Genomic DNA, 26,366 nt, shown 5'->3' with positions numbered 1-26,366 from the left:
CGCGCTGCTAAGCACTAGCGCCCCACGATCTCCACAGGCTGCAACGTCGCGCTCTTGGGTTCGCGGTTGTCGCCCGAGGAACGACCGGTAAGACGGCGGCCGATCCAAGGGAGCACGTATTCACGCCAGTAGGCCGCGGTGCGGGGGCGGGCGTCATCCGCTGGCCCCTCATCCGCAGCAAAATCTGGCACCGGAATCTCGAGTGCCGACAGCACGTTGCTAGCAACGCGAGCATGACCGCGCGCGTTGAGGTGCAGTTTGTCGACCGACCAATACTGGAGTTTGGTCAACTCCTGATCGGCCCAGTTGTTCACGAAGGTCACGTTGTCTTTCGACGCCCGCGACATCACCTCGTGAGCCAAGCGGTCGCCGCGCGTCGCCATTACTGATCCGAACGGCAAGTGTTTGCTCGGGTTTCCCCCACTCAGCAAGAGAACGTGGATGCCGCTGGCCGTAGCCGTGTCAACAGCGGCCAGCAGCTGGTCGGTGATCGATTCCAGCGAAACCTTGGGGCGCATAATGTCGTTTCCGCCACCGTTAATGCTCATCAGCTGAGGCCGGAGGGCAACAGCCGCCTGCAACTGCTCCCCCGCAATGGGCGCCAAAAGCCGGCCGCGAATGGCGAGGTTGGCGTAGGAAACCGGGTCGGGCGAGGCGAGCGCGAGCCCCAGCGCCACTTGGTCGGCCCAACCGCGCACCCGCCCATCCGGCAGTTCATCTCCGACGCCCTCAGTGAAGCTATCTCCGATGGCGACGTAGCTAGAGAACTGGTGAGTCATGCGGTTTCTACTTTCCGAACGGCGACGCGGTGCGTCCCCAGACTACGACGTGGCAATGCCACGAATCGCGTTACCCGCTCGCCTCTTGCGGACTGAGCGAGAACTCGACGGGCGGGAAGACGCCGCCGTAACCGAGCGCACGCGAAATATTCTCCGCTGTGCGCAACAACTCAGGGGCGACTTCGTCGACTTTCTCGATGGTCATGCGAAATGCCGGGCCCGCGATGCTGATGCCGGCAACACACTCGCCAAGGTGGTTGAGGATTGGTGCTGCCGTGCACCGAATGCCCAGCTCATTTTCAACGTCGTCGACAGAGAACCCTTGGGCGCGGATCGTGTCAATCTCACGACGCATGTCATCAATGTTGGTGATGGTTTTCTCGGTGCGTTGTTCGGGGTTTTCTGCGAACACATCGTCGACGAGGTCCTCGCCGTGGGCCAAAAAGATCTTTCCAATGCCTGTGCAATACATGGGGCTCACTGAACCAACACGCGAGGCCATGCGCACCAACTGACTGCTTTCGATCTTGTCGATGTACACCACACGAGTGCGCTCCCGGATTCCCAGATGAACGCTCTCTGAAGAAAATTGTGCGAGCGTGACGAGGTGCGGTTTCGCGATATCCCGAAGGTCAACGCGCTCAAGAAACGTGGTGCCCCACGTGAGCGTACGCACGCCGAGCCGATATGCGCCTGACTCGGTGAGAGACAACAAGCCGAAATCGACAAGCGCCGTAGCGAGACGGTGGACTGTCGGTTTGGGCATTCCGGCCGCTCGAGAGAGGTCAGCGAGACTCATCTCTGTCACAAGTGCATCAGCAACGATTTGTACGAGATCAAGGCCTTTGGCTAGGCCCTTACTCGCGTTACCGTTGTGACGGTCATCACTTGTGTTCGCTATGGTCATCCTCGGCTACCATCCTGATTGAATAAAGACTCGTGGAGGCTGTAAGAAACATTGTTGCACCATCTGTACCACCGAATGTGAAGTTGGCGCAGATCTCCGGCACATTAACGACCCCCAACCACGTCGCTGCGGCGTCGAAGACGTGTACTCCGCCGGGCCCAGTGCAGTAGACATTGCCCCGACGATCACACTTTAGCCCGTCGGGAGCACCTTCTCCCTCTCCGCCAATAGTGGCCCAGACTTCTCCGCCCGTTACGGCATCCGACTCAGAGACATCAAAGCGTCGGATGTGTGAGCGCTCTGTGTCACACACCAGCAGCGCGCCGTCGGGAGTGAAACACAGTCCGTTCGGTTGATCGAAATCGTCAGCAAGAAGGCTGAGTACCCCCTCGGTATCGATGCGGTAGAGCCCACGAAAGTTGAGTTGGGGTTCCCGAGGAACTCCGAAGTAGGCCTGGCGCCCATACGTCGGATCGGTGAAATAGATGGCGCCGTCGGGGCCGACGACAACATCGTTTGGGCTATTGAGTTCTGCCCCGGAGTAGTGCGAGGCAAGAATGGTGACACTTCCGTCTACTTCAGTGCGCGAGACACTGCTGATCGCGTGGTGGCAACTGACCAATCGCCCCTCGTGGTCGAGAGCGTTGCCGTTTGCCATGTTGCTGGGTTTCCGGAAGACGGTGGCTCCCTGCGCCGCCGACCACGTGTACATGGCATTACCGGGAATGTCACTGAAGATCAGTCGATTGGTGCTGGTGTCCCAGACGGGTCCTTCAAGAAACATGAACCCGGTGAGAAGCTGCTCGCGTTCGGCTCCCCGGGCAATGATGCCGGCGTCAACAAGCGATGTCATTTGTTCTCCTCTGAGGTGTCAGCAACTGATGTATCGAAAACTTTGAGGCCGTCCCACGCAACTGCGGCTTCTCCGCTGAAACGCGGGCGCACTCGTTCAAGCCATTGCTCGTCAGGGAGGTGGCCCGGCAACAAATGCGTGAGCACTAGTCGCTTGGCACGGCAGGCCGTTGCAAGGTCGGCCGCATCATCCACACTCGTGTGATAGCTCGGGATCCCAAAGCCGGGCATCAGCGCTTCATGGATGAGCACATCGGCTCCCTGCGCATACTCGACCAAGTTGGTAGTCGGCGTTGTGTCGCCGGAGACGACAACGCGAGAGCTGCTACCGCCGTTCTCAACCTCCAGACGGTAGCCGAGCGCATGAGTGACCGGTTGGTGGTTTACCGAGAATGCCGTAAATAGCACTCCGTCGACCATGACCTCAGCACCATCGCCGACTTCCGAAACCCGTGGCGCCAATGCTCCAGGATCAAAGCCGTGGGGCAATCGAACGCGCACGTCATAGTCATAGGCGCTCAGCAAACGATCGACGAACTCCTGAGTACCGGCAGGCCCCACAATGTGGAGCGGAACCGCTCGCTTCTCCATCATGACCCACGGGCTGAGGATGAGATGGGCCAGATCAGCGACGTGGTCCATATGCAGATGGGTGATGAAGACATGGGTCAATCGGGCTGGATCACGTGCGAGGCGGGAGAGCATCTGAGGGGTGCCGTTGCCGCAATCGATGACGACGGTAGACTCACCGATCCCGCAGACCACTGATGGGCCAGAGCGGCTGTGCGAAATCTTGGGGGTTCCGCTGCCTCCAATCCAGACCACTAGTTCGGCGTCGTCCATCGGCTGCCGGCTGCTGAGTTCTCGACTGCGCAACTCGACGGGAATGCTGCGGACCAATTGCGCATCGTTGAGGTAGGCCTCAAGCGTGGCAGGCTCCTCGACCGTCGCGCGGTTTTCATCGGCCGCCTGAACATCGAGCACCTCCGAGGCGCGGTGTCCCTGTGGAACTGCCGTTGCAATGAGAGCCTTCCAGGCTGCACCGTGATCCTCGGAAGAAACCCACGCGAGTCGGGCATCCTCCGAGATAAAGCGCAGCCGGAGTTCGTGCGAGTGCGCTGTCGCGAGCCCATCAATCTGCGCCATGCGTGACGGATCGAAGGCTCGAATGAGTTCGGCATCCACAAACCCAGGTTGACGACGCAACGCAGGCACGTAGTGTTCGGTGAACATCTCTCGCAGTGCGTCATCATCTGATGACTGCAGGTCAATCTCTAAAACCATCATTGCTGTGGTGCCTTCCAGCGTTCGTTGGCGTTCAGTACGCATTCGGTATATCGAGCAATGGCAAGGGTGTAGTCGTGGATGGCGATCGCTCGTTGCGGATCGTGAAGCGCCTCGTGTGCAGCCAACAGTTCGCCCGCCGCTGTTGCACTATGGGGCTGAGCTGCATTGGGTTTGCTCGTTCGCAGGGGCGGAAAACTCCAGCCCACGTCCCCTGTCGATCGCACCATCAGGTCATCAGGGGCTCCCGGCATCCTCAGAGCGATGCGCCCCTTGTCTCCTGACACAGTCACGGCAATGTCGGTTTCGGGAATGGTGGCCGCCGGGATCACATCAATCAGAAAGTGAGCACTCTCTCCGACCGTGCCCACGATGCTCCCCGTAGCTTCATCCAGTTGCACGGAGAGAACGTCCACCGCGCTAGTGCCAGCAAGGGCTGAAACAAGTTCGAGCGCAGCCGCAGCGGCGGCGATCGATGTCTCAGGGGCGGATCGACCGCGCTCCCACGCGCTGTCGCTCCGCGACCCACAGCCGATGGTGACGGCAATCGTCCGCAGCCCACCGATCTTGCCGGCGGCGAGTAGTGCGATCGCGGCGTCGATATCCGCGTCGTGGCGAAACCGTGGCGGCAACACGAGCTCGGAATCGATGCTCGTCTCGCTCTCGTTAGGCGAAGGCATCAAGCACCACCTCCTGACCGGTGGCCGCGGATTCACGCGCAGCCTCAAGAATGGCGATCGAACGGGCGCCCGACTCCACTGTCGTCGGCACCTCTTCGTCATTGAGCAGTGCCATCAAGAAACGACCAGCACTGGAGTACTCGGGCTCGTGTCGAATGAACCCTGTCGGCAAATCAGGCGTAAACCAGCCACGCTTCTTATCGAACTGAAGAATTGGACTCGACGATTGGCCGCGAGAGCGGACCGCCGGCAAGTCACCACGGAGCTGAAAGATTGCACCCTCAGTCCCCTGAATCTCGGTGACCGCCTGCTGCACCACTAGGGTCTCGCTGGTCTCCATGGATGCCACAAAGTCGGGGTAGGTGAGCAATACGGTCGCATTATCTTCGACATCCAGCCCCGGCGTAGTTTTCCACGCTCGTGCTTGCACCGAGGAGGGCATTCCGAACATCCAGTCGAACCACAGTGCGGCGTGGGAGCCCGAGTGAAAAATGGAACCGAGAGCAAGCTCACTTGCCCCTTCACGCCAGCCAGCCCAGATCCGAGCTGCGTCGTAATCGACGTCCTCATAATCGAAGTGCCCATGAAGACGGCGTACCCGGGTGATGCGCCCCAGAACACCAGAGTCCACGACCGATTTGAGGTACTCCGCTGCGGGGTTGAAACGGAGGTTGAACGCGGGCATTACCTGAACTCCACGTTCTCGGGCCGCCTGTGCCACTCGCTCGGCTTCCGCTGCGGATGTCGCCATCGGCTTTTCGACGATCACATGCTTGCCTGCAGCGATTGCACGCAACGCGAGCGACGCCTGTTGGTGTGCCGGGCCGCACAGGGCAACCGCGTGGATGTCGTCCCTCGCGAGCAAGACGTCAAGGTCATCGATGAAGGGGACGCCAAGCGCGTCACAATATGTGCGGCCTCGCTCGGCGTTGGAGTCCCAGCCGGCACGCACTTTGACACCGTCGAGGCTCGTAGCCCGATCAGCAATCTCGGTGGCATGCGAGAACCACAAGCTCACGAGCCCTAGTCCTAGTTCCGTGGTGCGTGCATTTGAGGCGATCATGGCTGCCGCTAGAACTTGAGGTCGTAGCGGTAGGCGATCCTGCGCGCGATGAGGCGGAAGACCAAGTCGGTCACGAGCCCCATGAGCCCTAGCGCGACGATTCCGACAAATACGATGTCGGTTCGAGCGAAGAGGCGAGCACTCATGATCATGAATCCCACACCGGACTCGGCGGCAACGAGCTCAGCGGCAACCACTGTCATGAACGCGTTGCCCATGGCCACACGCCCAGCCGTGACGATGTCGGGGACTATACCCGGCAACACGATGGAACTCAGTACGCGCCCTTTGCTCGCGCCCATACATTCAGCCGCCCGACTGCGTTCAACGGGCAGTCGCTGCACCCCCGCCGTAGTGCTGAGGAACATCACAAAGAACGTTGCGTACGCGATCAGAGCAATCTTCGACGATTCACCCAGTCCCAGCCAGATAAGGAACAGAGTGATGAATGCGATCGGCGGGATGAACCGAAAGAAGTTCGTGAACGGCTCAAGCATTACACGAGCGAGCTTGCTTCGCCCAGCCAGGATTCCTAGCGGTACAGCGAGAGCGAAACCCAAACCCCAACCGACGAGCACGCGGAAGTAGGAGATTTGGATGTTTGCCAAAAGTTCGCCACTAGCGACGGTTTCCCAACCAGCAACCGCAATTTCTGAGGGTGCCGGAAGGATGAGCTTGCTTGTGCCGAGAGCAGCAAGTTCCCACAGCAGGAGTGCCGCGACGACGGCCCCGGCTTGGATCAGTTGGGTTCGGTATTTGAGTCCCGGCTTCTGCATCACATCGTCGATCGTTCCGACTGGTCGTGTCAGCGCATCCGCCGTGTTTGTTGTCTTAGTCATCGTTCTTCCTTGTCTGCTCACGCGCTCAGCTCAGCCATCTCGGCGCTGAGCGTGTTGTACAGGTCGATGAAGTCGGCATCCATTCGGTCCCGTGGACGAGCCTGCGGGTTGGTGTGGACGGAGTGGATGTTGGAGTGCGGCCCGCGGGACATAACAGCGATTCGATCACCAAGCCAGATGGCTTCACTGATGTCGTGCGTCACAAAGACTGCTGTTTTGCGGTCCCGCGACCAGATCAACTCAAGCTCATGCTGGAGGTTGGTTCGAGTCTGCGCATCAAGAGCCCCAAAGGGCTCATCCATCAGCAAACACGTGGGGTCGTTAGCAAGGATGCGCGCAATCTGCACACGCTGCTTCATGCCGCCGGAAAGTTCGCGGGGGTACTTGGTGCGGTGGGCGGCGAGCCCGACCAGCTCTAGATTCGTGTCCGTGATCTCTTTTACTTGGGCACGGCTGACACCGCGTACTTTGGGACCGTACGCCACGTTTTCTTCAACAGTGAGCCACGGCAATACCGCGATCTCAGATTGGAAGACCATGCCACGTTCAGCATCCGGCGCAGTGATCTTTTCACCTCGCATGAGAACATCGCCAGAGGTTGCGTGGTCGAAGCCGGCAATCATGTTCAGGAGGGTGCTCTTACCGCAGCCGCTCGGCCCAAGAAGGCACAGAAATTCGCCTTCTTGGACCGTCAGCGAGACGTCGGTGAGAGCGCGATAGATCTGATTGTCGCTTTCGCGTCGAAAGGACTTCGACACATTCTTCAGTTCAATCATTGCGCTGCTCATTCTTCGTGTCGGTTGTTCTGGTTATCGGTTGTTGACGGCGGTGAGGTAGCTGTCGTCGACGAAGTCGCTTTCAGGGTGCTCGTTCTTGATGCGGTCGTTTGCGAGCATCCAGTCAGCGACGCCCTGGTAGCTGGCGCTAGCTTCATCGTCGAGGTAAACGTCCCACGAGGCTCCCGCTTCTTCCCACTGGCGAGGGATGTCGTCAGCTGAGATGCCGAGGCGGGCCGCGACGATCGTGGCCGCGGCTTCGGGGTCTGACTTCAGAAACTCATTTGCCCGCTGAAGCGCTGCGAGGATGCCCTCTACTACTTCAGGGTTCGCTTCAGCGTAGCTGCGCTCAAACTGCATCCAGTTACGCGCGGTATACACCTGCTCCAGGCCGGGAGTGAGGAAGTCGACGCTGTCACCGAGCTCTTCAAGCGCACGACCAATGATCGGCTCTTGGTTCACGATGCCATCAATGTCGCCTTTAGCGAGTGCCGCCACTTGCTCAGCACCGGCAACATTCACGCGCGTGACGGCGTCGTCGGCCACACCGTTTGCCTCGAGCCAGCGAGTGAAGCCGTAGTCGTAAACGCCTCCCTGCTGAACCCCGATCGTCATACCCTCAAGGTCAGAGGGCTTTTTTACGCTCGACGGGACCAGAATCCGAGCCTCTTGCCCGGTGTACCAGATAGCTGGAACCACGAGGTCGGCGCCCTGGTCGAGGAACGACACCATTGCGATCTCAACGGTCCCACCTACCTGCACCTGACCGGCGAGCATGGCGTTGGTTCCGTCTACTCCGCTGTCGAAGGATCGCAACGTTACGTCAAGTCCTTCATCGGCAAAGTAGCCCTGATCCGCGGCGACATCCCACGGTGCGTATGCGATTGAGACGCCGACGGGAATACTGATGGCGACGTTTCCATCATTTGTGCCATCGTCTGCTGCGCACGCGGTGAGCGACGCTGCGAGCGCGAGCGCGGCGACCGCGGCGATCTTTCGTGATCGGGTGAGCGATTTCATTTTTCTCCTCATTGAGATATCCACTATGTGGGATACGCGGATGGTGCAGGGGTTAGTTGCTGAATTGGTGTCGGTGATTCCCTCTTGCAGACGACGGCACACGGCTCACCGAGGTGGGCCGGGCGCTATCGCTGGGTATGTGCACTCCATCGCCGGCTGTGGGGATGCCGAAAACGAGCGATACTTGCGTGCCCCGTCGAGAACTCACCGCGAGCTCGCTGACGAGTCAACATTCTCGAAAATGGACGGCTCAATCGCGCGTCGCTCGGCCAAAGACCGGTAAGCGGCGAGAACGACCGCGAGTGCGTGAATCTGGCGCCGAGGCGAGGTCAGTGGCTCTTCACCCGTTTCGATGCAGTCGAGGAAGTGACCAAGTTCTTCGATGAAACCTCGAGAAGCCGGTCCGGGGTTCTCGACCGTGGTGTCTCCAATGGTCCACCTCAATTCGCCGCTCAACACATCAAACTCTGCAATGCCACGGTCGGTAAAGATTGACTGATGCAGGCGTCGCTCTCCCGGGTGGCGCGAGGCAGCGGTCACGCTCAAACTGCCAATCGCTCCGGATTCAAACTCGAGCGACACAACAGTGTCGCGGTCGAGTACGGCACCGCCGCTGGCGTTCTTTTCGGTCGACAGCGCCGAGACGGAAACTATTCGCCCAAGCATCATGTGCGCCATCGCAATTGCGTGTATCCCCGCTTGCATGAGATAGCCGCCGCCGGACGTGTCAATGTTGTAGGTCCAAGCTGGCTGAAGTCCGGACTCGAGATGTTGGTCGCTCTCATGGTGAGAGCGGAAGAGGAACGGAGCGCCGAGACTGCCATCTACGAGCATTGACTGCACTGCCGACACGGTGCCCGAGAATAGCCAGTTCTCAGCAATCATGACGGTGAGGGGCGTCACTTCTTGCAACCGTACTAACGCTTGAGCCTCCGCCATCGTCGCGGCGATGGGCTTTTCTACGAGTACGTGTTTGCCTGCAGCGAGGCATCGCTGCGTTGCGTCGAGGTGCAAATGCGGCGGCAAGCAAATATCAACGGCAGTAACAGCCGGGTCTGCCAGCGCCTCGTCGAGCGAGGTTGACCAGTGCGGAACGTTGAACTCGGCAGCGATCTCTTCGGCTCGCTCGGCATCAACATCGACGATCCAGAGCACGCGAGCTCGAGGTTGCTCTGCCCAGGCTGGCAGGTGTGCATTCTGAGCGATAAGGCCCGCTCCGAGAATCGCGATGCCGCATGGTGCTTGGCTGATCATACTCACCCTTTACTAGAAACAAGTTTTTGGAATACCGTTCCAAATTAGGGCTGTAGAGCCAACGTGTCAACACAAACAACGAACACCTTTCCTCATGTTTGGGCGCGAGACTCTCGCCCCGCCCGCCCCGCTGACCAGCAAAAGGAGGGTCTGACCACGCAAAAAGCCCCGCAGCGAACACTGCAGGGCTTCGCATTCGGGCGGCAGGAAAACCCGCTCGAATCGAGTGTTTAGATCACCTTGATCGCCTCAACAACGTCGGCGGGCTCGGCGCGCAACTTGTAATCGGCGTTCACAAAAGCAAAACGGATGCTGCGGTCGGGCGCGATGACATAGGTTGCCGGCAGAGGCAGCTGCCAACCAACAGCCCCGTTGTATTTCACAAGGTCATACCCTGCGTTGTCGTAGTACTCCTTAGTACGGTCATCCACGGGGTGAAGAAGGCCGAAACCATTAATCGCCTCGAGGTTGCTATCGGAGAGCACCGGGAACTCCAGGTTGTGCTTCTGTTCGGTTGACAGCGACTCGTCAGGGGTCTGGGGCGAAATCGCGACGAGGGTTGCCCCGGAAGCACGGAACTCGGGCAACATCTCTTGCAATGCCTTAAGTTCGAGGTTGCAGTACGGGCACCAGGCTCCGCGGTAGAACGCGAGAGCAACCGGGCCCTTCTCCAGCAGCGCACTCAGCCGCACGATGGTGCCTTCGGCATCCGCGAGAGCAAAGTCGGGGGCAGTGTCGCCGACCTTCAGCGCGTTATTCACAACGCCAGCCTTCTCTACTTCGGTGACCGAGTTGGTCAGCGTTGCGAGATCTTCGGCTGACTTGCTAGCCGCAGTGGCATCGGCACGCTCTTTGAGCTGCTGGGTGAGATTCATGGCGCTCCAATGATTGAGGAAAGGTCGTCGCAAGGGTGAACCACCCGCTACGCCACGCTATTCCGTGCGACTGAGCGCGAGCCGCATTCACGAGCCCCGAAATGAATCGGATGCCTGGCCCCGCGGCCACGCACTCCCACCCCGTTACGACGCGACGGACGTGGCGACACCCGCCCAGTAGCTCCCTGCCGGGAACGAGAACTCTGCGAGCGACGCTTCGTGCATTTGGGCCGAGTAGCCCGGTGCCATCGGCACGCGGTAGGCGCCGTTCTCGACGATGCAGGGGTCAACGAAGTGTTCGTGCAGGTGGTCGACGAACTCGGTTACCCGGTTCTCGAGCGTGCCTGATACGGCAACGTAGTCGAAGATCGAGAGGTGCTGCACGAGCTCGCAGAGGCCAACGCCACCAGCGTGCGGGCAGACCGGAACGCCGAACTTCTTGGCCATCAGGTAGACGGCAATGATCTCGTTCGGGCCGGCGAGGCGGGCAGAGTCGAGCTGGCAAAAGTCGATGGCTTCGGCCTGGAACATTTGCTTGAAGAGCACCCGGTTCATGCCGTGCTCTCCCGTGGCGACGCCGATTGGGGCAACAGCCTTGCGGATGGTTGCGTGGCCGAGCACGTCATCCGGGCTCGTCGGCTCTTCGATCCACAGCGGCTTGAATTCGGCGAGCGCCTTCACCCAGTCGATGGCCTCGTCGACATCCCACACCTGGTTGGCGTCGATCATGAGCTTGGCGTCATCGCCGATTACTTCGCGGGCGATGCGGCAGCGACGGATGTCCTCGTCGAGGTTCGCGCCGACCTTCAGCTTGATGTGGCGGTAGCCAGCATCCACAGCCTCCTGGCAGAGACGGCGAAGCTTCTCGTCGGAGTAACCCAACCAACCGGCACTCGTCGTGTAGCAGGGGTAGCCCGTCTCGGTGAGCTCGGCGATGCGCTGCTCTTTGCTGTCGGCGAGCTCGGTGAGGAGCGCGATGGCTTCGTCACGAGTGATGGCGTCGCTCAGGTACTTGAGGTCGGCGGTGTCAACGAGTTGCTCCGGAGTCATGTCGGTGAGCAGGCGCCAGAGTGGTTTGTTGGCCCGACGAGCGGCGAGATCCCACACGGCGTTCATCACGGCGGCCATCGCCAGGTGCTCGACACCCTTTTCTGGCCCAAGCCAGCGCAGTTGCGAGTCAGACTTCAGCTCGCGGTAAATGCCACCGAGGTCGCCGACGATCTCGTCGACATCCCGGCCCACGAGCGGTGCGGCCCGCTGCTCGGCAGCGAGTGCGCAAATGTCGTTTCCTCGGCCAATGGTGAAGGTGAAGCCGTAGCCCGCGACGCCCTCTTCGTCAGTGCGGAGTACAACGTAGGCGGCCGAGTAGTCGCCATCCTTGTTCATGGCGTCTGAGCCGTCGGCGGTGAGCGACGTCGGAAAACGCACGTCATAGACGTCAACGCTGGTGATGGTAGTCATGCTGAAGAGTTCTCCTTGCTCAGAACCGATAAAAGGTAGGTGCGCGGGTGAGGCGCGTCTAGGTGCGCTGCGGTGCGCGGTAGTGCGTGTGGGTCGCGATGTCAGCTAGTCAACGTGGAAGACCTCGGGCAGCTCTTTCCACCACTCGCCCTCCGCCCGGTCATCCAGCGGCTGCTGCAGCGGCTCTTGCAGAGCCCACCAGCGCTGAGTTTCGGGGTCAGCCGCGATGGCGGCTTGGTCGGCTTCGTAGTCGTCACCCGTGTATTCGAAATACGAGAACAGCAGGTCGCCGTGGCGATAGATCGAATAGTTGTGGATGTTGCTGGCCGCGAGTCGTTCGAGAACGGTTGGCCACACAGCGGCGTGGTATCGCTCGTACTCTTCGCGATTTTCGGGTGGCAGGCCGATGACCTGGGCTACTCGCTTCATTGTTATCCCTTCACCGCACCAACGGTTTGTCCACGAATAAGGAAGCGCTGCGCCGTGAGGAACACAATGAGCAGCGGGATCATCGAGAGGAACGTGGCGAGCGCGAGCTGCGGCATGTAGAGCTTCACGTCGAGACCGGCTGCAACGGTGGCGTTGAACAGCGGGCTGGCTCCGATGAGTTCTTGGATGCCGATCGAGATCGTCTTGTTCTCCTGGTTCGAGGTGAGCAGTGCCAGCGGCAGGAAGAAGTTCGTCCAGTTGGCCACGAAGGAGAAGAAGGCGACGAGCGCAATGACCTGCTTCGAGATGGGAAGTGCCACGTAGAAGAAGGTTGCGATTTCGCTCAGTCCGTCGATACGAGCTGCCTCGACGAGCTCTTGCGGCATCGTTGTCATGAAGTGGATGTAGACGAGGTACGTGCCGAAGGGGAAGAACCCCATGATGACCGCAACAGGCCACAGTTCCCCGATCGCGCCGATTGCGTTTACTTCGAGGAACAGCGGGATGACGAGCACCGTGTTGGGCATCACCATCGCGAGCAGTGTGGCGAAGAGCAAGACCTTGCGACCACGGAACCGCAGTCGAGCCAGCGCGTAGCCTGCCGGCAAGGCTGCCACGAGGGCAAGCACTCCACCCACGACGGCCACAACGAGCGAGTTGCCAACCCAGCGGGTGAAGAGTCCCCCGCTACCCGGACCGAAGCCGTTGATCTGGCTCCAGCTGTAGACCGCGTTTTCCCATGACACCCCACCGAGGCCGAGGAAGCCATCGGTTCCGGCCAACACGCCTTCTTGGCTGCGGAAGGCCATCGCGATAAAGCCAATGATGGGCAGGATGAACGCGGCAGCGATGATCACCATCACGGTGATGCGAGCGATTCGCCCGATAGTCCAGTGTTTGGCGCCTACGACGCCCGGAGCGCTGTTACTCATCGCTTCTCCTCCTTCTCATCGCCGAAGAGTCCGCTCTTCATCACGATGATGACTCCAATGCTCAGGGTGATCACGAGCAGAATGATGGACAGCGCCGCGGCGGCTGGAAAGTTTCGGTTAGTGAAGGCGAAGGCGTAACCCAACTGAGTTGGCGCCCACTCCCCGGCGATAGCTCCCGATGAAATCTGTCGCAGCAGGTACGGCTCAAGGAAGAGTTGGAAGCCGTAGGCCAAGTTCATGAGGGCGGCGTAGCCAATCCAGGGGCGGATGAGCGGCAGCTTGATTCGCCAGGCCAGATCCCACGCGTTCGCGCCGTCAATCTTGGCCGCTTCGAAGATTTCGTCGGGGATGCCGTTAAGGCCACCGTTGACGACGATGATCCACGTCCCCACGCCCTGGAAGAACAGCATGCCGGTGAGGATCATCGGCATGTTGCCGTCGGTGACGATTTCTTTCAACGATCCGAATCCGACTTCTTGCCAGAGCGGCGCGAGGGGCGATTGCGTGGGGTGCAGCAGGTAAACCCAGAGCACGAAGTTGGCGATACCGCTCAACGCACCCGGGATGAAGTAGAAGAAGCGCATCGTGGAGCCGAAGCGACCGGGGCTGGCATGAACCAGGAGGGCTAAGCCAACGATGCCCAGCATCATGAGCGGCAACCACACGATCATGACGGAGAAGATGTTGATGAACGTTCCGGAGAACCGGTAGTCGGTGATGACCGTGATGAACGAGTCAAGGCCGCCAAACCCGCTTGCCGGGTTAACAAGAGTTGGCGCTTTCTGCAGGGCGATCCAGAAGGCGTAGCCGATGGGAATCGCCGCTGCGACGAGAAAGAGCGCGAGGTACGGGGCGAGCAAGATCCAGGCGCCGCGCGATTCTGCGTGGCGTGTGCGGTGACGCCGGGGTGTGGTGGATGCACGAGCGCCGGCAGCCGGAGGCTCCGTGCGTTTCGTGGCTAGCGTTGAGCTGCTCATGTATTCCTCGCCTCTGAGTTGGGGAGTGGAACAGAGTGTGGGGGCCTCAAGGATCTGAAACCCCCACACATGCTGTGCCTAGCTGGTTACTTCTATTCGGCGGTGACCGTGTAGCCGACCGAGTTAGCGCGGTTCACGAGTTCAGTACCGAAGGTGCTGAGCGCATCACTGATGGATCCGTCGGCGATCAGCGTGGGGCTGACCGTTTCGGTCCAGGCCGCACCGGTGTCGTAGAGCATGTATGAGTACGGAGCTACGGCGCCAGCGGCATCCTTGAATGCCTGTTGAACAGCGGCAACATCGGCGAAGTAGCCGTCAGCTTCGAGCTTCTCGAGCCAGGCATCCTGAATCGGGCCGTAACCGGGGAGACCGGTTGAAAGCTCAACCTGCCACGCCGGGTCAGTCGCAACGAAGGTTGCGAAGGTCAGCGTGTTTTCGAGCTGCTTTCCGGTGATGTGAGAGGAAACGCCCCAGAGGCCGCCACCTTCGTTACCGGCGGTCGGGCTTGATTCGCCTTCCCAGGTCAGCGGTGCGCTTGCGCTCATCTGCTCGGCCGGGATCTTCCAGGTGTCGCGGAAGAGGTAGTTACCCCACCAGACAGCACCGGGGCTCATGACGAGGTTCACACCAGCAGCAGCGGCGTCACCGTCGAAGATGCCCTGAGTGGTGAGTGCGCCACCTTCGTACATCTGCGTGAGCAGTTCGTTGGCACGAACACAGTTCGGGTCATCGAGGTTGATGTGAACTTCCGACTCCGAGAGGCGGTCGTTCGTGGGGCAGTCGGCTGCCTGGAGGTAGCGGTTTACGGCATAGGCGTCGCCGAGGAATCCGCTGATCTTGTCAGGGTGCTCTGCAGCGATCTGTACGGCGAGGTCACCGTAGCCTTCCCACGTGGTGGGCAGCGTGTAGCCGTTCTCGTCGAAGAACGCCTTGTTGTACCAGAACACGTCGGGAGCAGCGTCGTTGCGGAGGCAACGGATCTGACCATCGATGTCGCAGAACGAAAGCACTGCGGGGTCGTAACCATCGATGACATCGGGAAGCAGATCGGTGAGGTCGGCTGCGTAGTTGCTGGCTGCGCCGGTTGCCCACGCGATGTCGTCGTTGGAGGGGAAGAAGATGGCGTCAGGCCATCCTGAACCTGCGGAGTCGAAGTTAGCGAAAGCCTGCTTCACCGTCTGGCCACCAACGGTTCCGTCAATCTGAACAACGTCGATTTCGATCTCGGGGTGAGCTTCCTGGAAAGCTTCTGCGGCGGGAACACGGGGCGGGTCAACCCACACCGTGATTTTTCCACCCGAGTCAGTCTGCTCGGGGGCGGTAGCGCCTCCGTCAGCTGAACAACCGGATAGAACGAGTGCAGCGGCGGAAATCATTGCCACTCCTGCACTGGCGGAAAGGAACCTCTTCGTCTTCATTGACACTCCTTGGTGGGGTTACTACTGCTTCGTAGTGGAGAGATACGGGCCGCTGGAACGACTCGGTTTCTCCGGTGCTCAAACGTTATACCAACCGCGGAAGTTGTGCAAACGTTTGATCAAAGGTTTTTCAACTGTTATCTCGCCGTGCACGCTCGACCCTTTAGTAGCCAATGCGTGCGGGATCGATGCGGTAGAACTCCGCAGCGGTACGGCCAAGCAACTGCTCGCGGTCAGCGGCATCCACGCTGTCGAAGAGAGGTTGAAGGCCCTGCCACACCCGCGTGTAGCCGCCGGCGAGCACCGAAATAGGCCAGTCGCCGCCATACATCAGGCGCGAAGGGCCGAATACCTCGAGGGCTCGCTCAAAGAACGGCCGCACATATTCCGTGGTCCACTGCTGCGGGTCACCGGCTGCCGAATACAGGCCGCTGACCTTGGCGAACACGTTGGGATTCTCGGCGGCTGCTTCAATCGCCGACCACCAAGGCTCACGCTCCTCGAGCCCGATTGGTGGCTTGGCCAAGTGGTCGATGACCATACGAAGCTCCGGATGCCGCCGCGACAATTCCGGAACGATCGCCAAGTGCTCCGGAAGAACTGCAACCACGTCGAAGGTGAGCCCGGCGCGCTCCAGCACCGTGAGCCCCTCGTCAACGTTGGGTCGCAGCAACCATTCCGGATCTTCTTGATTGTGGATCAGAGTGCGCACCCCGACCATGCGGGTGTCGCCTTCCCACGCCTCGATCGTGCGCGCTGCCTGCTCCGGACGGTCGATGGGCGCGTAACCCACAATCGCCGCGACCTCGTGGTTGGCGGCCGCGCACTCCGTCATCAAGCGAGTGTCATCGGAGTTGTCGGCCGACTGCACTTGAACGGTGTAATCGACACCGGCATCCCGCAACTCGGGAAGGAGTTGATCGAGGGTCATCACCTGATTAATGGGTGCCAGTGATTCGTCGAGCCAGTCATAGTGAGCCCGATTGGGGTTCCAGATGTGCTGGTGAGCGTCGATGATTGGAAAAACCACGGTGTAGTCCCTTCTCCGATGGCCAGTTTAGAGAATGCCGTGGCGTTCCCACACGGTGCGCAGCGAGTCTCCGGCCAGCAGTTCGGCCAAGACCGTTGATTCGTTGGCCGCGCGCGTGCGGGCGCGGGTGAGCACTTCGTCTTCGTGAGACTGCGGGATCACGACGGCACCGTCATCATCGGCCATCACCAGATCGCCGGGCGCAATCAGCACCCCACCCAGCTCGACCACGACGTCGGAGGCGATCACACGCATCCGGGCCCGAAAGTCGATGGGACGGCGCGAACGTGAGAACGAGGGAAAGCCGAGTTCGGCGATCTTGTCGGTATCGCGCAGGTTGCCATCGGTGATCACGCCGGAGGCTTTCGCGCCCAAGGCTGCCGCGCTGAACAGTTCGCCCCAGAAACCGGAGTCGTTGCTGTTGTCGGTGGCGATCACAATCATCTGCCCGGCACCGATGCCGTCGATGAAGTCGATCGACTCTTTGTACGGGTCATCGAGATCTGACTCGAGCGCCGGAGCGAAGCGCACCGTTCGGGCGCGGCCGAAAGCTCGCGAGCCCGGAGTGATCGGAGCCAGTCGCTGCTTCAGCACCTGATTGCGCAGGCCCGATTCGTCGCACGAATCGCTGAGAATCGCGGTCGTGAGGCGCTCGTCGCCGGGCAACGGCGTGAAACCTGCATTAGCGGATGACATGGCCACCTCCGGGGCTGAACGGAAACTGGGCTTCGATCTCTGGCGTGAGCTGGATGCCGAGGCCGGGTGCCTTCGGAGCGACGATGCCGCCGTCCTTGAAGTCGACTTCTTCGACCCGCATCGCGTCTCGCAACGGATTGGGCAGGGTGCAGTACTCGAAGAGCTCCACGTAGGGGTTGGCGAGCACGGTGTGCAGGTTCGCGGCGAAGGTGACGCCACTGCCCCACACGTGGGGAACCGTCTTCACGCCGGTGACGTGAGCAAGCTCGGCGACCTGCGCGAAGGCCTTGGGGCCGCCGACGAATGTGACATCGGGCTGGGCAACATCGAGCGCGTTCGCGTCGAGCAGTTGGGCGAAGTCCCGCACGGTTCCGTTGGATTCGACACCGGAGATCGGTACGTTCACGGCGGCACGCACGGCTGCGTAGCCGGCCACGTCATCCGCTTGGCAGGGTTCTTCGTACCAGCGGGCGCCAAGTTCGGCGGCCTTATGCCCGACGCGAATCGCTTCGTCGACGGGCCACGGGTCAGAGGCACAGGCCTGCACGGCGTCGATGACGAACTGCACGCCCTCGGGCAGCAGCGCGGTCACGTGGTCGAGCAGCTTGATGGTGGTGTCGGGGTCGGTCATGGCGCGGAACTTTACGGTGCCAAAGCCGGCATCGATCTGGGCTGCGGCCCAGTCGGAAACCTCGCCGAACGTGGTGCCGAGTCCGCCGCTGGCGTACGACTCGATCCAGTCGCGCTTGAGGCCACCGAGCACTTCGTAGGCGGGAACTCCGAGGCGCTTGCCCACGGCATCCACTGCAGCGGTTTCGATTGCTCCGGCAACGCCGTTGAGCATTCCGCCCCGCGCCCAGAAGGCGGTGTAGGCGCGCAGGTGGTCGGCGACTTCGAGGGGGTGAGCGAACTCGTGGTCGAGAACGTAGGGGCGGAAGGCATCCACGATTCCGGGCACGGCGGCGGCGGCCATGATGCCCGCTCCCGCTTCCCCGACTCCGGTGGTTCCGTCTGAGAGGGTTACTTCGACGAGGGCGGCATCCCATGACCAAATGGTGCCTCCTACCCACGTGAGTTCTTCTCCGGGCTGGTACCGGTGCGAAAGCAACACTGCGCGCACGGCGGTAATGGTTAGGGCTGTGTCAGTGAGTCCCATGTGAAGGGCGCCTCATTTCTAATAGCGAGCGATAGTGGTTACGGTATCTGATCAATCGTTTGATCACAAGCATGTGAGACCGCATCCGCGCAATTGCACCTTAGAGCTGGGGGGGGTGGCCTCAGTGGGCACGGTTGAAGTGGGCACGCTGCGATTAGCCCAACGAGCTAAAGCGCAGCGACCAGTCCGGCAGCCTCGAGGTCACGCCACAGACCCTCGGGCATCGTGGCCGCGTAGCGCTCAATGTTCGAGCGCACCTGCTCGCCACCGCGAGCGCCGACCACCACCGAGACGACAGCCGGATGCCGCAGCACGTAGGCGATGGCCGCTTCGGGCAGTGTGACGCCGTGGGCTTCGCACGCGTCAGCCACACGGTTGGCGCGTTCCAGAATGGCGGGCGGCACCGGCTCGTAGTCGAAGGTCGCGTCGGGGCTGGGGCGGTTGCGGCCCAAGAGTCCGGAATTGTAGACGCCGGCAACAACGATGCCGACGTTGCGTTCGAGCGCGAGGGGCAACAGATCGCTGACCGCTTCATCGTCGATGAGGGTGAAACGGCCGGCACACATGAGCAGGTCAACGTCGGCGCGGCGAATCAGTTCTGCAAGTGGCGCGGCATGATTCATTCCGGCCCCGACTGCCTTCACGACGCCCTGCTCCCGCAGCTCGATGAGCGCACTGATTCCCTCGGTCGACGCCTGCTCGAAGTGGTCGTCGGGGTCGTGCATGTAGAGCACATCAAAGTGGTCGAGTCCGGTGCGGGCGAGAGATTCTTCGACTGAGCGGAAGATGCCGTCGCGACTGAAATCCCATTGGCGCTTGGTGACGGCGGGCACGGCGAAGCCCTGGTCATCCATCCGGTCTTCTCCACCGGGGTTGGGCACGAGGAGCTTGCCGACCTTGCTCGAGATCACGTAGTCCTCGCGCGGGTGCGTACGCAGCTGCTCGCCGAGGCGACGTTCAGAAAGGCCCAGCCCGTAGTGCGGCGCGGTGTCGAAATAGCGAACTCCGGCATCCCACGCGGCGGCTACGCCCTCTTCAACTTCGGCGTCCGTAGTTTCACGGTAGAGGTTGCCCAACTGTGCGGCGCCGAGGCCGATCTCTGTCAGTTCAAGTCCACGCTGAGTTGATCTGGTTTTCACTATTGGGCCCTCCAGGGAGTGTTAGCGCGCCGGGGGCGCTGTTGATTCGCGCACGATCAGCTCCGGTGCTGGATCGGCGATAACGCGGTCTTCGGCGGTGCCGGAGTTGATGTTGTCCCACAGGCTCGCCATGGCGGCGCGGCCCAGCTCGTAGAGCGGCAGGCGCACGCAGGTGAGCGGCGGCCACGCAATTTCGGCCGTCCAGGTGTCGTGCATGGCCACGATCGACAGGTCTTCAGGAACGCGGATGCCCAACCGTCGTGCCTCAGAGAGCACACCGTGCGCGGCGTTGATGTTCGCCACGACCACCGCAGTGGGAGGCGTCGACAGCTCGGCCATGGCATCCAGAGCCTGAGCGCCCTGCTTGGGGTAGTAGCCGAACTCGGTCACAAGTTCCGGTTCTACCGTGAGTGCAGCGTCGGCCATCGCGCCCAAGAATCCGGCGAGTCGGCGCTGTCCGGATTCCGAGGTGGGCACACCACCGGCGTACCCGATGCGGGTGTGGCCGAGCTCGATGAGGTGCTCGGTCGCGAGGCGCATCCCGGCCTCGTCTTCCAAACGAACCGAGCCGCCTCGGCCAGGATTAATCGTGTTGATCGAGATCACGGGCAAACCGCTGTCGGTCACGGTGCGCAAGTCGTCGCCACTCAAATGGTCACCGAACTGCACGAGAACACCGTCAACACGGCCCTCGCCCATGAGGCGCGGAATCGACTCTTCACCCTCGGGCAACCGTTCGGTGCTCGCGATCAGCACCATGTAGTCCTTGGACTTTGCCTCTTCTTCAACACCGCGCATGAGCTCGGCGAAGATGGCGTTCGTCACGCCGGGAACCACGAGCCCCACGGCATGCGTACGTGATGCTTTCAGGGCCCGCGCCGTGAAGTTGGGGCGATAGTTGAGCTCTTTCGCGGCATCGTGAATACGCTGCCGCGTTGCTTCGCTTACGCGTACGCCTGGTTTTTCGCTCAGCACACGCGAGACCGCCGACACCGAAACTCCAGCGCGGGTTGCAACATCACTCAAAGTAGCCATGGTTGCCAGTGTATTCGGGCAACTATCCGCTGGTACGTCGATTGACCAGATAAAGATGAGTCAGCACCATCACGGTGTCACCATGTTGGTTGGTTACCGTCACCAGCTCGTGCAGGTAGCCCGCCTCATCCGGTCGCTTCGCGTGCAACGACATCTCGTTGATCTCGGCCGTCACCCGAATGGTGTCGCCGATAAAGACGGGGCGGATGAAGCGGATGCGGTCATAGCCGTAACTCATAGCCTGCGGGTTGATGTCGCCGGCCGTCATTCCCACCGCGACGGAGAGGATGAGCGTGCCGTGGGCGATGCGCTGACCGGCGGGCTGCGTTGCCATCCATTCGGCATCCATGTGGTGCGGGAAGAAGTCACCGGTTTGGCCAGCGTGCAGCACGATGTCAGCTTCGGTGATGGTGCGGCCGACGGTTTCGCGGCGCTCCCCTACTTCGTGGTCTTCGTACCAGCGGTCTTTCGTGAGCATCAGCGCACCAGCCATTCTGCGACGCCCGCATCGAGGCGTTCGCGTAGTTCAGCGATTGTGATCTCGCCCACGAGAGCCGAAGTCACGAGCGGGGAGACCGCATTCTGAAGTTCGATGTAGGTCGCAAATCGCGGGCGCATGTAGGCGCCTTCGAGAGTCGCGCGCGTTCCGGTGAAGAAGTCGAGGCTGTCGGCATTGGTGCGCGCACTCTCCCACGCGACCGCGTTGCCGGGCTGGCCACCGCCGTCGTAGTACGAACCCTCTTGCACCGGACCCGACGCAAGCCAGAAAGCGTGGGCGATCGCGGCATCTATCACCTGACTGCGGGACGACACTGCGATACCGGCACCACCGAGCAGGGAGCCCGCAACGCCACGAGTCGAGCTCGGGATGTCGATGTACTGCACGCGGTTCGAGCGGTAGCCGGCACGGGAATAGTTCGTGTACCCGAAGAGCAGCGGCGAGTACGCGAAGGTGTCGCTCTCGGCCAGCACATCGGCGACCTGAATCGGGTTGAAACCCGCGTTGTCGGCGGGCACTAAGCGGGCCAGGCGCGTGAGCAGTTCCATCGACCGGGTCAGCACATCTTCGGAGAGGAAAACGCCGGGCGTCGCCATGGGGTCTTCCCCCAATCCGGCCGCGATCGTGATGAGGCTCGAGTACGAGTCGACGGGCTTGAACGGCCACAGCACTCGACCCTCTTCGGCGAGCGCCATCACCTCATCCCAGGTGCGGGGCGGCGACTCGAGAAGGTCGGGGCGGTACGCGGCGACCTGCGCTGCAGCGTCGAGCGCGAGGCCCCACTGCTGCCCGAGGTGCTGGTACGACTCGTGCGAACGACCGACCGACTGAGTGGCCAGCGTCTCGAGTTCGGCGTCGAACCCGCGACCGTTCAGCGGCGTAAAGAGTTTGTCTTCTGCCGCAATCGGAATGTGCGGATGATCGATCACGAGCAGGTCGTATTGCTCAACCAGGCTCTCCAGATCTTGGTCGGCAAAAGCTTGTAGCGAGCGGTACTCCCACTGCACTTCAACATCGGGAGCAACCGAGCGATACGCTTCGGCGGCCTTCACGACGCTGCCGTAGCCGCGCTCGTGTTCCCAGGTCATTCCGTTGATGATCGTCGGGCTCATGCGGAGGCCTCCTCGGTTGCGGGGGCGCCTGCAGGTGCGGCACCGGCGGCGGTTGCAGCAGCGCGGGAGGGGAACTCAGCACGCACGCTGTCGTTGTCTTCTCCGAGAGTCGGGGCCGCTTTAGTGCTCGTGAGAATGTGGCCGTCAACGCGGATGGGACTGCGGGTGGTGAGCAGTTCGTTGCCTCCGCGGGTGACGGGCTGCGTCATCCGGATCGCTTCGAAGCCGCCCGAGGCAAGTAGTTCGTCGAGCGTGAGCACCGGAGCGCACCACACGTCGCCGGCATCGAGAATGTCGAGCCACCGTTGCGTAGTGCCGGTGGCAAAGCGCGCGGCGAGCAGGTCTTCGACGTACTCTTGGCGATCCCACGCGAGTTGCGGGTCATGCATTTCGCTGAGCTCGGGCATGCCAAGCAGGTCACCGATCTTCGGCAGTGCGTTCATGGCCATCGCGATGTAACCATCTGTGGTGGGATACGTGCCGTAGGGCGCCGCTAAGAAGGCGTGGGCCGAGTGCTCGCCGTGACGCTGCACCGTGATGGTGTCGTCGTTGAGCTTGGTGCTCAGCAGTTCGAACTGCAGGTCGAGCATCGCTTCGAGCAGGCTGGTCTGCACGAGCCCGCCCTTGCCGGTGCGGAATTTGCGCACGAGAAGTGCCGTCACTCCCTGGGCAATGTGGCAGCTCATCAGGTGGTCGGCAATCGAGAGCCCGACCGGCACGGGGCCGTCGGTCTTCGAGCCATTGAGCCACGGGATGCCCGACATCGACTGAGCGAGCAGGTCTTGCCCCGGACGATCCTTCCACGGGCCCTCTTCGCCATAGCCGGTTGCGCTGGCGTAGACGATGCCGGGGTTGATGGCGCGCACTGATTCGAAGTCGAGCCCGATGCGTTCCATCACGCCGGGGCGGAAGTTCTGGATGATCACGTCGGCACGCTCGACGAGTTCTTTCACGTAGGCGAGGTCGTCAGCGACCTTGAGGTCTGCGGTGATCGACTCTTTGTTGCGGTTCATCGCGTGGAAGGAGACTGTGTCTCCGTCGAACTCTCGACCGGCGAACGCGAGGGTGCGACCGATGTCGCCCGTGCCGGGGCGTTCGACCTTGATGACGCGGGCGCCGAGGTCTGCGAGACGCATCGCGGCGACTGGTCCGGCCAAGAATTGGCTGAAGTCGAGCACCAGAATGCCCTCGAGGGGGCGGTCCATTGGCGCAGACTCCGTTGGTGCGCCGTTGTCGTCAGTCATTGCTGTTCAGCCTTCTGTTGATCCTCGTGAACAATCGTTTGATCATGCTAGTATGACGCAGAAATACACGCAAGGGAACCAGGCCGCGACATCCGGTGCCGAGCACCGTCGTTTCCCCTCATCCGCCCTTCGTGTCCACTAATCGCAAAGGAGCGCACCAGTGCTGAGCGTGAGTTATGTAGGCGAGCAACGCCTTGAGGTCAAAGAGTACGAACCGAAGCCTCCGGCCGCCGGTGAGGTTCAAATCGCCGTCGCCTACAACGGACTGTGCGGCACCGATATGCACATCCTGCACGGCAACATGGATGCCCGCGTGCAAATGCCTTTGACCTTCGGTCACGAGATGAGCGGCACCATTTCCGCTCTCGGCAACGGTGTTGAGGGGTGGAACGTCGGCGACCACGTCACCGTCATGCCGCTCTGGTGGGACAACAGCTGCCCCGCCTGCCTCGCCGGCAACCAGCACATCTGCCAGAATCTCGACTTCATCGGCATCGACTCCCCCGGCGCCCTGCAGGGCAAGTGGAACGTTCCGGCCGAAACACTTGTCGCCCTCCCACCCGAGCTGCGCCTCGATCACGCCGCGCTCGTGGAGCCCGCCGCCGTTGCGGTGCACGACGTTCGCCGTTCGGGCTTGGTGCCCGGAGATAAGGCCGTGATTATCGGTGGCGGTCCGATTGGGGTGCTCATCGCATCCGTCGCCCGCGAGTTTGGCGCTGAGGTAGCGGTCATTGAGATCGACGCTGGTCGTCGCGCTCAGATCGAAGCGCTTGGCTTCACGACCATCAGCCCGCTCGAGGTCGACCAGGTCGCCTGGGTCAACGAGTGGACCGCGGATGCCGGTGCCGACGTGGTCTTCGAAGTTTCGGGTGCTGCGGCTGCCGTGCTCGGCGCCACCGACCTCGCGAAGGTGCGTGGAACTCTCGTGGTTGTCGCTATTCACCCCACGCCTCGCGAGATCAATCTGCAGCGCGTCTTCTGGCGCGAGCTCACCATTATGGGAGCGCGCGTTTACCAGCGCACCGACTTTGAAAAGGCCATCGAGCTGATCGATAACGGCGTCATCCCCGCCGAGCTGCTGATCACGCGCATTGTGCCGCTGTCGCAAACCAGCGAAGCTTTTGCTGACCTTGCCGCGGGCAAAGCGATGAAGATTCTTGTGGATGTCGCGGGCCAGAAGTGAGCACGGAACAGAAGGGCAACCCCATGAACGGCATGTTTGACCTCACCGGAACCACCGCGGTCGTTACGGGCGCACGGCGCGGAATCGGCTTCGCCATGGCCGAGGCACTCGCCGCTGCTGGCGCGAACATCATCGGCGTGAGCGCCACCATTGAGGCCTCGGGCAGCGACATCGAGAAGGCGGTCACCTCCTATGGCCGCACTTTCGAGGGCATCGCCTGCGACTTTGCCGACCCGGATGCCGTCGCCGCGCTGGGCGAGACACTCTCGACCCGCAACGTGGACATCCTCGTCAACAACGCCGGCACCATCGAGCGCGCCCCCGCCGCCGAGCACCCCACCGAACTGTGGGATCGGGTGCTTCAGGTGAACCTGTCGAGCCAGTTCACGCTCACCCAGGCCGTCGCCCGCTCGATGATCGAGCGTGGCCGCGGCAAGATCATCTTCACCGCATCACTGCTCAGCTTCCAGGGCGGCATCAACGTGCCCGGGTACACGGCAGCGAAGTCGGGCATCGCCGGCCTCACCAAGGCACTCTCGAACGAGTGGGCCAGCAAGGGCATCACCGTGAACGCGATCGCCCCTGGCTACATCGCCACCGACAACACCCAGGCATTGCAAGACGACCCCGACCGCTCGAAGGCAATCCTCGACCGCATTCCCGCCGGTCGCTGGGGAGTCGGCAGCGACCTCGCGGGTGCCACCGTGTTCCTCGCGTCGCGCTCCTCCGACTACGTCTCGGGCGCCATCCTCAACGTGGATGGCGGCTGGCTCGGCCGCTAGTTCTCCCCCGCAGACTGTTGGCATCCATCCTCGTCGGTGGGTGCCAACAGTTGTTTCTGGTGACGCTCAGTAGTGATCGCGTGCTTGGAGGATCACAATGTGGGAGTCGGTGACGTAGTAGACGAGTCGGTTCGTTTCATCGATGCGCCGCGACCAGGCGCCGCTGAGGACGTGCTTGAGTGGTTCCGGTTTTCCGATCCCGGTGAAGGGGTCGCCGAGCACGTCAGCGATGAGCGTGTTGATCCGTTTGAGCGTCTTGCGGTCTTGGGTTTGCCAATAGACGTAGTCTTCCCAACCGTTCTTGTCGAACGCGAGCGTGCGGCTCATGCGTCGCGAAGATCGTGCTGTTCAAACTCGCCACGTCGAGCGCGCTCGATCGCGTCAAGTAGACGCTCAGCGTTTGCGGGGTTGCGCAGCAAGTAAGCCGTCTCGGTGATCGCGTCGTAGTCGTCTTTCGAGAGGATGACTGCGTTGCCGTGCTTGGAAACAACCTCGACCGCGGTGTGGTCATCGTTGACGCGCTGGATGAGTCCAAACAGGCTCTTGCGCGCCTCGGTTGCTGTAATTGCGGGCATGACGACTCCTTGGTGGGTGGTACGGGATAGTGTACCACTCAGCCATGGGGGGCAGATTGACGGTCATCCGTGGCATCGTGATCCTTATGCGGGCGAGAGGCCAGAGGTCACTTCGCGCCGCGAGATCCACGCGTGCCAGCCATGAGTGACGCAACCCATTGCACTGCGCGCGGGATGCCGGTCACTTTCGAAGTCACGATGCCGGAAATGAACGCGGACTCGATCCGTGCAGGAACACAATGATTGGTTTCCCGGGTTCGGACCCATTTCGTGTGCCAGTTCAGCCGCCATCCTCAGGTTCTAGTCAGCAGTCTGAGTTCGCGCGCTCAACCGCCGGCAGAGAGGAGCGACTAACGGCGCGCTCAGAGG

The 26,366-nt window shown here is 61.5% G+C and carries 28 protein-coding genes; 2 read left to right on the top strand and 26 right to left on the bottom strand.

Annotated elements, in window-relative coordinates; genetic code table 11:
• Positions 1 to 14: 14 nt before the first annotated feature.
• From ACR3YK_RS05675 to ACR3YK_RS05560, 24 genes are all read right to left on the bottom strand, one after another.
• Entirely contained in the window at positions 15 to 779 is a 765-nt protein-coding gene (locus ACR3YK_RS05675) for an SGNH/GDSL hydrolase family protein (protein ID WP_486176233.1), read from the bottom strand.
• A gap of 70 nt (positions 780 to 849) precedes the next feature.
• A complete protein-coding gene (locus tag ACR3YK_RS05670) occupies positions 850 to 1,686 on the bottom strand; it encodes an IclR family transcriptional regulator (protein WP_486176232.1) in 837 nt (278 codons plus the stop codon).
• A complete protein-coding gene (locus ACR3YK_RS05665) occupies positions 1,664 to 2,539 on the bottom strand; it encodes an SMP-30/gluconolactonase/LRE family protein (RefSeq protein WP_486176231.1) in 876 nt (291 codons plus the stop codon). Before ACR3YK_RS05665 ends, ACR3YK_RS05670 begins: the two co-directional genes overlap by 23 nt.
• Positions 2,536 to 3,867, bottom strand: coding sequence for an MBL fold metallo-hydrolase (locus ACR3YK_RS05660; RefSeq protein ID WP_486176230.1), 1,332 nt, complete (start codon positions 3,865 to 3,867; stop codon positions 2,536 to 2,538). The genes ACR3YK_RS05665 and ACR3YK_RS05660 overlap by 4 nt, the downstream gene beginning before the upstream one ends.
• Positions 3,822 to 4,502 (bottom strand): hypothetical protein, encoded by a 681-nt coding sequence (locus tag ACR3YK_RS05655; protein ID WP_486176229.1) that lies wholly within the window; start codon positions 4,500 to 4,502, stop codon positions 3,822 to 3,824. Before ACR3YK_RS05655 ends, ACR3YK_RS05660 begins: the two co-directional genes overlap by 46 nt.
• Positions 4,489 to 5,565 (bottom strand): Gfo/Idh/MocA family protein, encoded by a 1,077-nt coding sequence (locus ACR3YK_RS05650; RefSeq protein WP_486176228.1) that lies wholly within the window; start codon positions 5,563 to 5,565, stop codon positions 4,489 to 4,491. The genes ACR3YK_RS05655 and ACR3YK_RS05650 overlap by 14 nt, the downstream gene beginning before the upstream one ends.
• An 8-nt stretch (positions 5,566 to 5,573) precedes the next feature.
• The gene (locus ACR3YK_RS05645) at positions 5,574 to 6,404 is read right to left on the bottom strand and encodes an ABC transporter permease (protein ID WP_486176227.1); all 831 of its coding nucleotides are present in this window, start codon (positions 6,402 to 6,404) and stop codon (positions 5,574 to 5,576) included.
• A gap of 17 nt (positions 6,405 to 6,421) precedes the next feature.
• Positions 6,422 to 7,180, bottom strand: coding sequence for an ABC transporter ATP-binding protein (locus ACR3YK_RS05640; RefSeq protein ID WP_486176226.1), 759 nt, complete (start codon positions 7,178 to 7,180; stop codon positions 6,422 to 6,424).
• A gap of 33 nt (positions 7,181 to 7,213) precedes the next feature.
• Positions 7,214 to 8,200 carry an ABC transporter substrate-binding protein gene (locus tag ACR3YK_RS05635; protein WP_486176225.1) on the bottom strand — a complete coding sequence of 329 codons (987 nt, stop codon included), beginning with the start codon at positions 8,198 to 8,200 and terminating at the stop codon, positions 7,214 to 7,216.
• A 204-nt stretch (positions 8,201 to 8,404) separates the two neighbouring features.
• Entirely contained in the window at positions 8,405 to 9,454 is a 1,050-nt protein-coding gene (locus ACR3YK_RS05630; RefSeq protein ID WP_486176224.1) for a Gfo/Idh/MocA family protein, read from the bottom strand.
• A gap of 230 nt (positions 9,455 to 9,684) precedes the next feature.
• Positions 9,685 to 10,329 (bottom strand): peroxiredoxin-like family protein, encoded by a 645-nt coding sequence (locus ACR3YK_RS05625; protein WP_486176223.1) that lies wholly within the window; start codon positions 10,327 to 10,329, stop codon positions 9,685 to 9,687.
• A gap of 144 nt (positions 10,330 to 10,473) precedes the next feature.
• Positions 10,474 to 11,790: an L-fuconate dehydratase gene (locus ACR3YK_RS05620; protein ID WP_486176222.1), complete on the bottom strand. Its 1,317-nt coding sequence runs from the start codon at positions 11,788 to 11,790 to the stop codon at positions 10,474 to 10,476.
• 105 nt (positions 11,791 to 11,895) lie between these two features.
• Entirely contained in the window at positions 11,896 to 12,219 is a 324-nt protein-coding gene (locus ACR3YK_RS05615; RefSeq protein WP_486176221.1) for an L-rhamnose mutarotase, read from the bottom strand.
• Between the two features lie 2 nt (positions 12,220 to 12,221).
• Complete coding sequence (locus ACR3YK_RS05610) at positions 12,222 to 13,151, bottom strand: carbohydrate ABC transporter permease (RefSeq protein WP_486176220.1); 930 nt, start codon at positions 13,149 to 13,151, stop codon at positions 12,222 to 12,224.
• Positions 13,148 to 14,128, bottom strand: coding sequence for a carbohydrate ABC transporter permease (locus ACR3YK_RS05605; protein WP_486176219.1), 981 nt, complete (start codon positions 14,126 to 14,128; stop codon positions 13,148 to 13,150). Before ACR3YK_RS05605 ends, ACR3YK_RS05610 begins: the two co-directional genes overlap by 4 nt.
• Positions 14,129 to 14,220: 92 nt before the next feature.
• On the bottom strand, positions 14,221 to 15,546 hold the full coding sequence (locus ACR3YK_RS05600) for an ABC transporter substrate-binding protein (RefSeq protein ID WP_486176218.1): 1,326 nt from the start codon (positions 15,544 to 15,546) through the stop codon (positions 14,221 to 14,223).
• A 163-nt stretch (positions 15,547 to 15,709) separates the two neighbouring features.
• Positions 15,710 to 16,576, bottom strand: coding sequence for an amidohydrolase family protein (locus tag ACR3YK_RS05595; protein WP_486176217.1), 867 nt, complete (start codon positions 16,574 to 16,576; stop codon positions 15,710 to 15,712).
• 27 nt (positions 16,577 to 16,603) lie between these two features.
• A complete protein-coding gene (locus ACR3YK_RS05590) occupies positions 16,604 to 17,272 on the bottom strand; it encodes an RraA family protein (protein WP_486176216.1) in 669 nt (222 codons plus the stop codon).
• Entirely contained in the window at positions 17,259 to 18,428 is a 1,170-nt protein-coding gene (locus ACR3YK_RS05585) for a mandelate racemase/muconate lactonizing enzyme family protein (RefSeq protein WP_486176215.1), read from the bottom strand. Before ACR3YK_RS05585 ends, ACR3YK_RS05590 begins: the two co-directional genes overlap by 14 nt.
• A 167-nt stretch (positions 18,429 to 18,595) precedes the next feature.
• A complete protein-coding gene (locus ACR3YK_RS05580; protein WP_486176214.1) occupies positions 18,596 to 19,567 on the bottom strand; it encodes an aldo/keto reductase in 972 nt (323 codons plus the stop codon).
• Positions 19,568 to 19,588: 21 nt separating this feature from the next.
• Positions 19,589 to 20,602 carry a LacI family DNA-binding transcriptional regulator gene (locus ACR3YK_RS05575; RefSeq protein WP_486176213.1) on the bottom strand — a complete coding sequence of 338 codons (1,014 nt, stop codon included), beginning with the start codon at positions 20,600 to 20,602 and terminating at the stop codon, positions 19,589 to 19,591.
• Positions 20,603 to 20,624: 22 nt separating this feature from the next.
• Positions 20,625 to 21,095: a MaoC family dehydratase gene (locus ACR3YK_RS05570; protein ID WP_486176212.1), complete on the bottom strand. Its 471-nt coding sequence runs from the start codon at positions 21,093 to 21,095 to the stop codon at positions 20,625 to 20,627.
• Entirely contained in the window at positions 21,080 to 22,213 is a 1,134-nt protein-coding gene (locus ACR3YK_RS05565; protein WP_486176211.1) for an extracellular solute-binding protein, read from the bottom strand. Before ACR3YK_RS05565 ends, ACR3YK_RS05570 begins: the two co-directional genes overlap by 16 nt.
• The gene (locus ACR3YK_RS05560) at positions 22,210 to 23,457 is read right to left on the bottom strand and encodes a CaiB/BaiF CoA transferase family protein (protein ID WP_486176210.1); all 1,248 of its coding nucleotides are present in this window, start codon (positions 23,455 to 23,457) and stop codon (positions 22,210 to 22,212) included. Before ACR3YK_RS05560 ends, ACR3YK_RS05565 begins: the two co-directional genes overlap by 4 nt.
• A gap of 160 nt (positions 23,458 to 23,617) precedes the next feature.
• Here ACR3YK_RS05560 and ACR3YK_RS05555 point away from each other — a divergent pair, with 160 nt between their 5' ends.
• Together ACR3YK_RS05555 and ACR3YK_RS05550 are read left to right on the top strand one after the other, a co-directional pair.
• On the top strand, positions 23,618 to 24,640 hold the full coding sequence (locus tag ACR3YK_RS05555; protein ID WP_486176209.1) for a zinc-dependent alcohol dehydrogenase: 1,023 nt from the start codon (positions 23,618 to 23,620) through the stop codon (positions 24,638 to 24,640).
• 23 nt (positions 24,641 to 24,663) lie between these two features.
• Positions 24,664 to 25,422, top strand: a complete 759-nt coding sequence (locus ACR3YK_RS05550) for an SDR family oxidoreductase (RefSeq protein ID WP_486176208.1) — start codon at positions 24,664 to 24,666, stop codon at positions 25,420 to 25,422.
• Between the two features lie 66 nt (positions 25,423 to 25,488).
• On the opposite strand, the gene ACR3YK_RS05545 is transcribed toward ACR3YK_RS05550, so the two are convergent.
• Positions 25,489 to 25,749, bottom strand: a complete 261-nt coding sequence (locus ACR3YK_RS05545) for a Txe/YoeB family addiction module toxin (RefSeq protein WP_486176207.1) — start codon at positions 25,747 to 25,749, stop codon at positions 25,489 to 25,491.
• On the bottom strand, positions 25,746 to 25,997 hold the full coding sequence (locus ACR3YK_RS05540) for a type II toxin-antitoxin system Phd/YefM family antitoxin (RefSeq protein ID WP_486176206.1): 252 nt from the start codon (positions 25,995 to 25,997) through the stop codon (positions 25,746 to 25,748). Before ACR3YK_RS05540 ends, ACR3YK_RS05545 begins: the two co-directional genes overlap by 4 nt.
• Between the last annotated feature and the right edge of the window lie 369 nt (positions 25,998 to 26,366).

It is taken from the genome of Salinibacterium sp. 10G20-15, assembly GCF_057365065.1.
The sequence above is the reverse complement of the archived record's forward strand: the minus strand, read 5'-3'. Positions and strand labels throughout refer to the sequence as shown.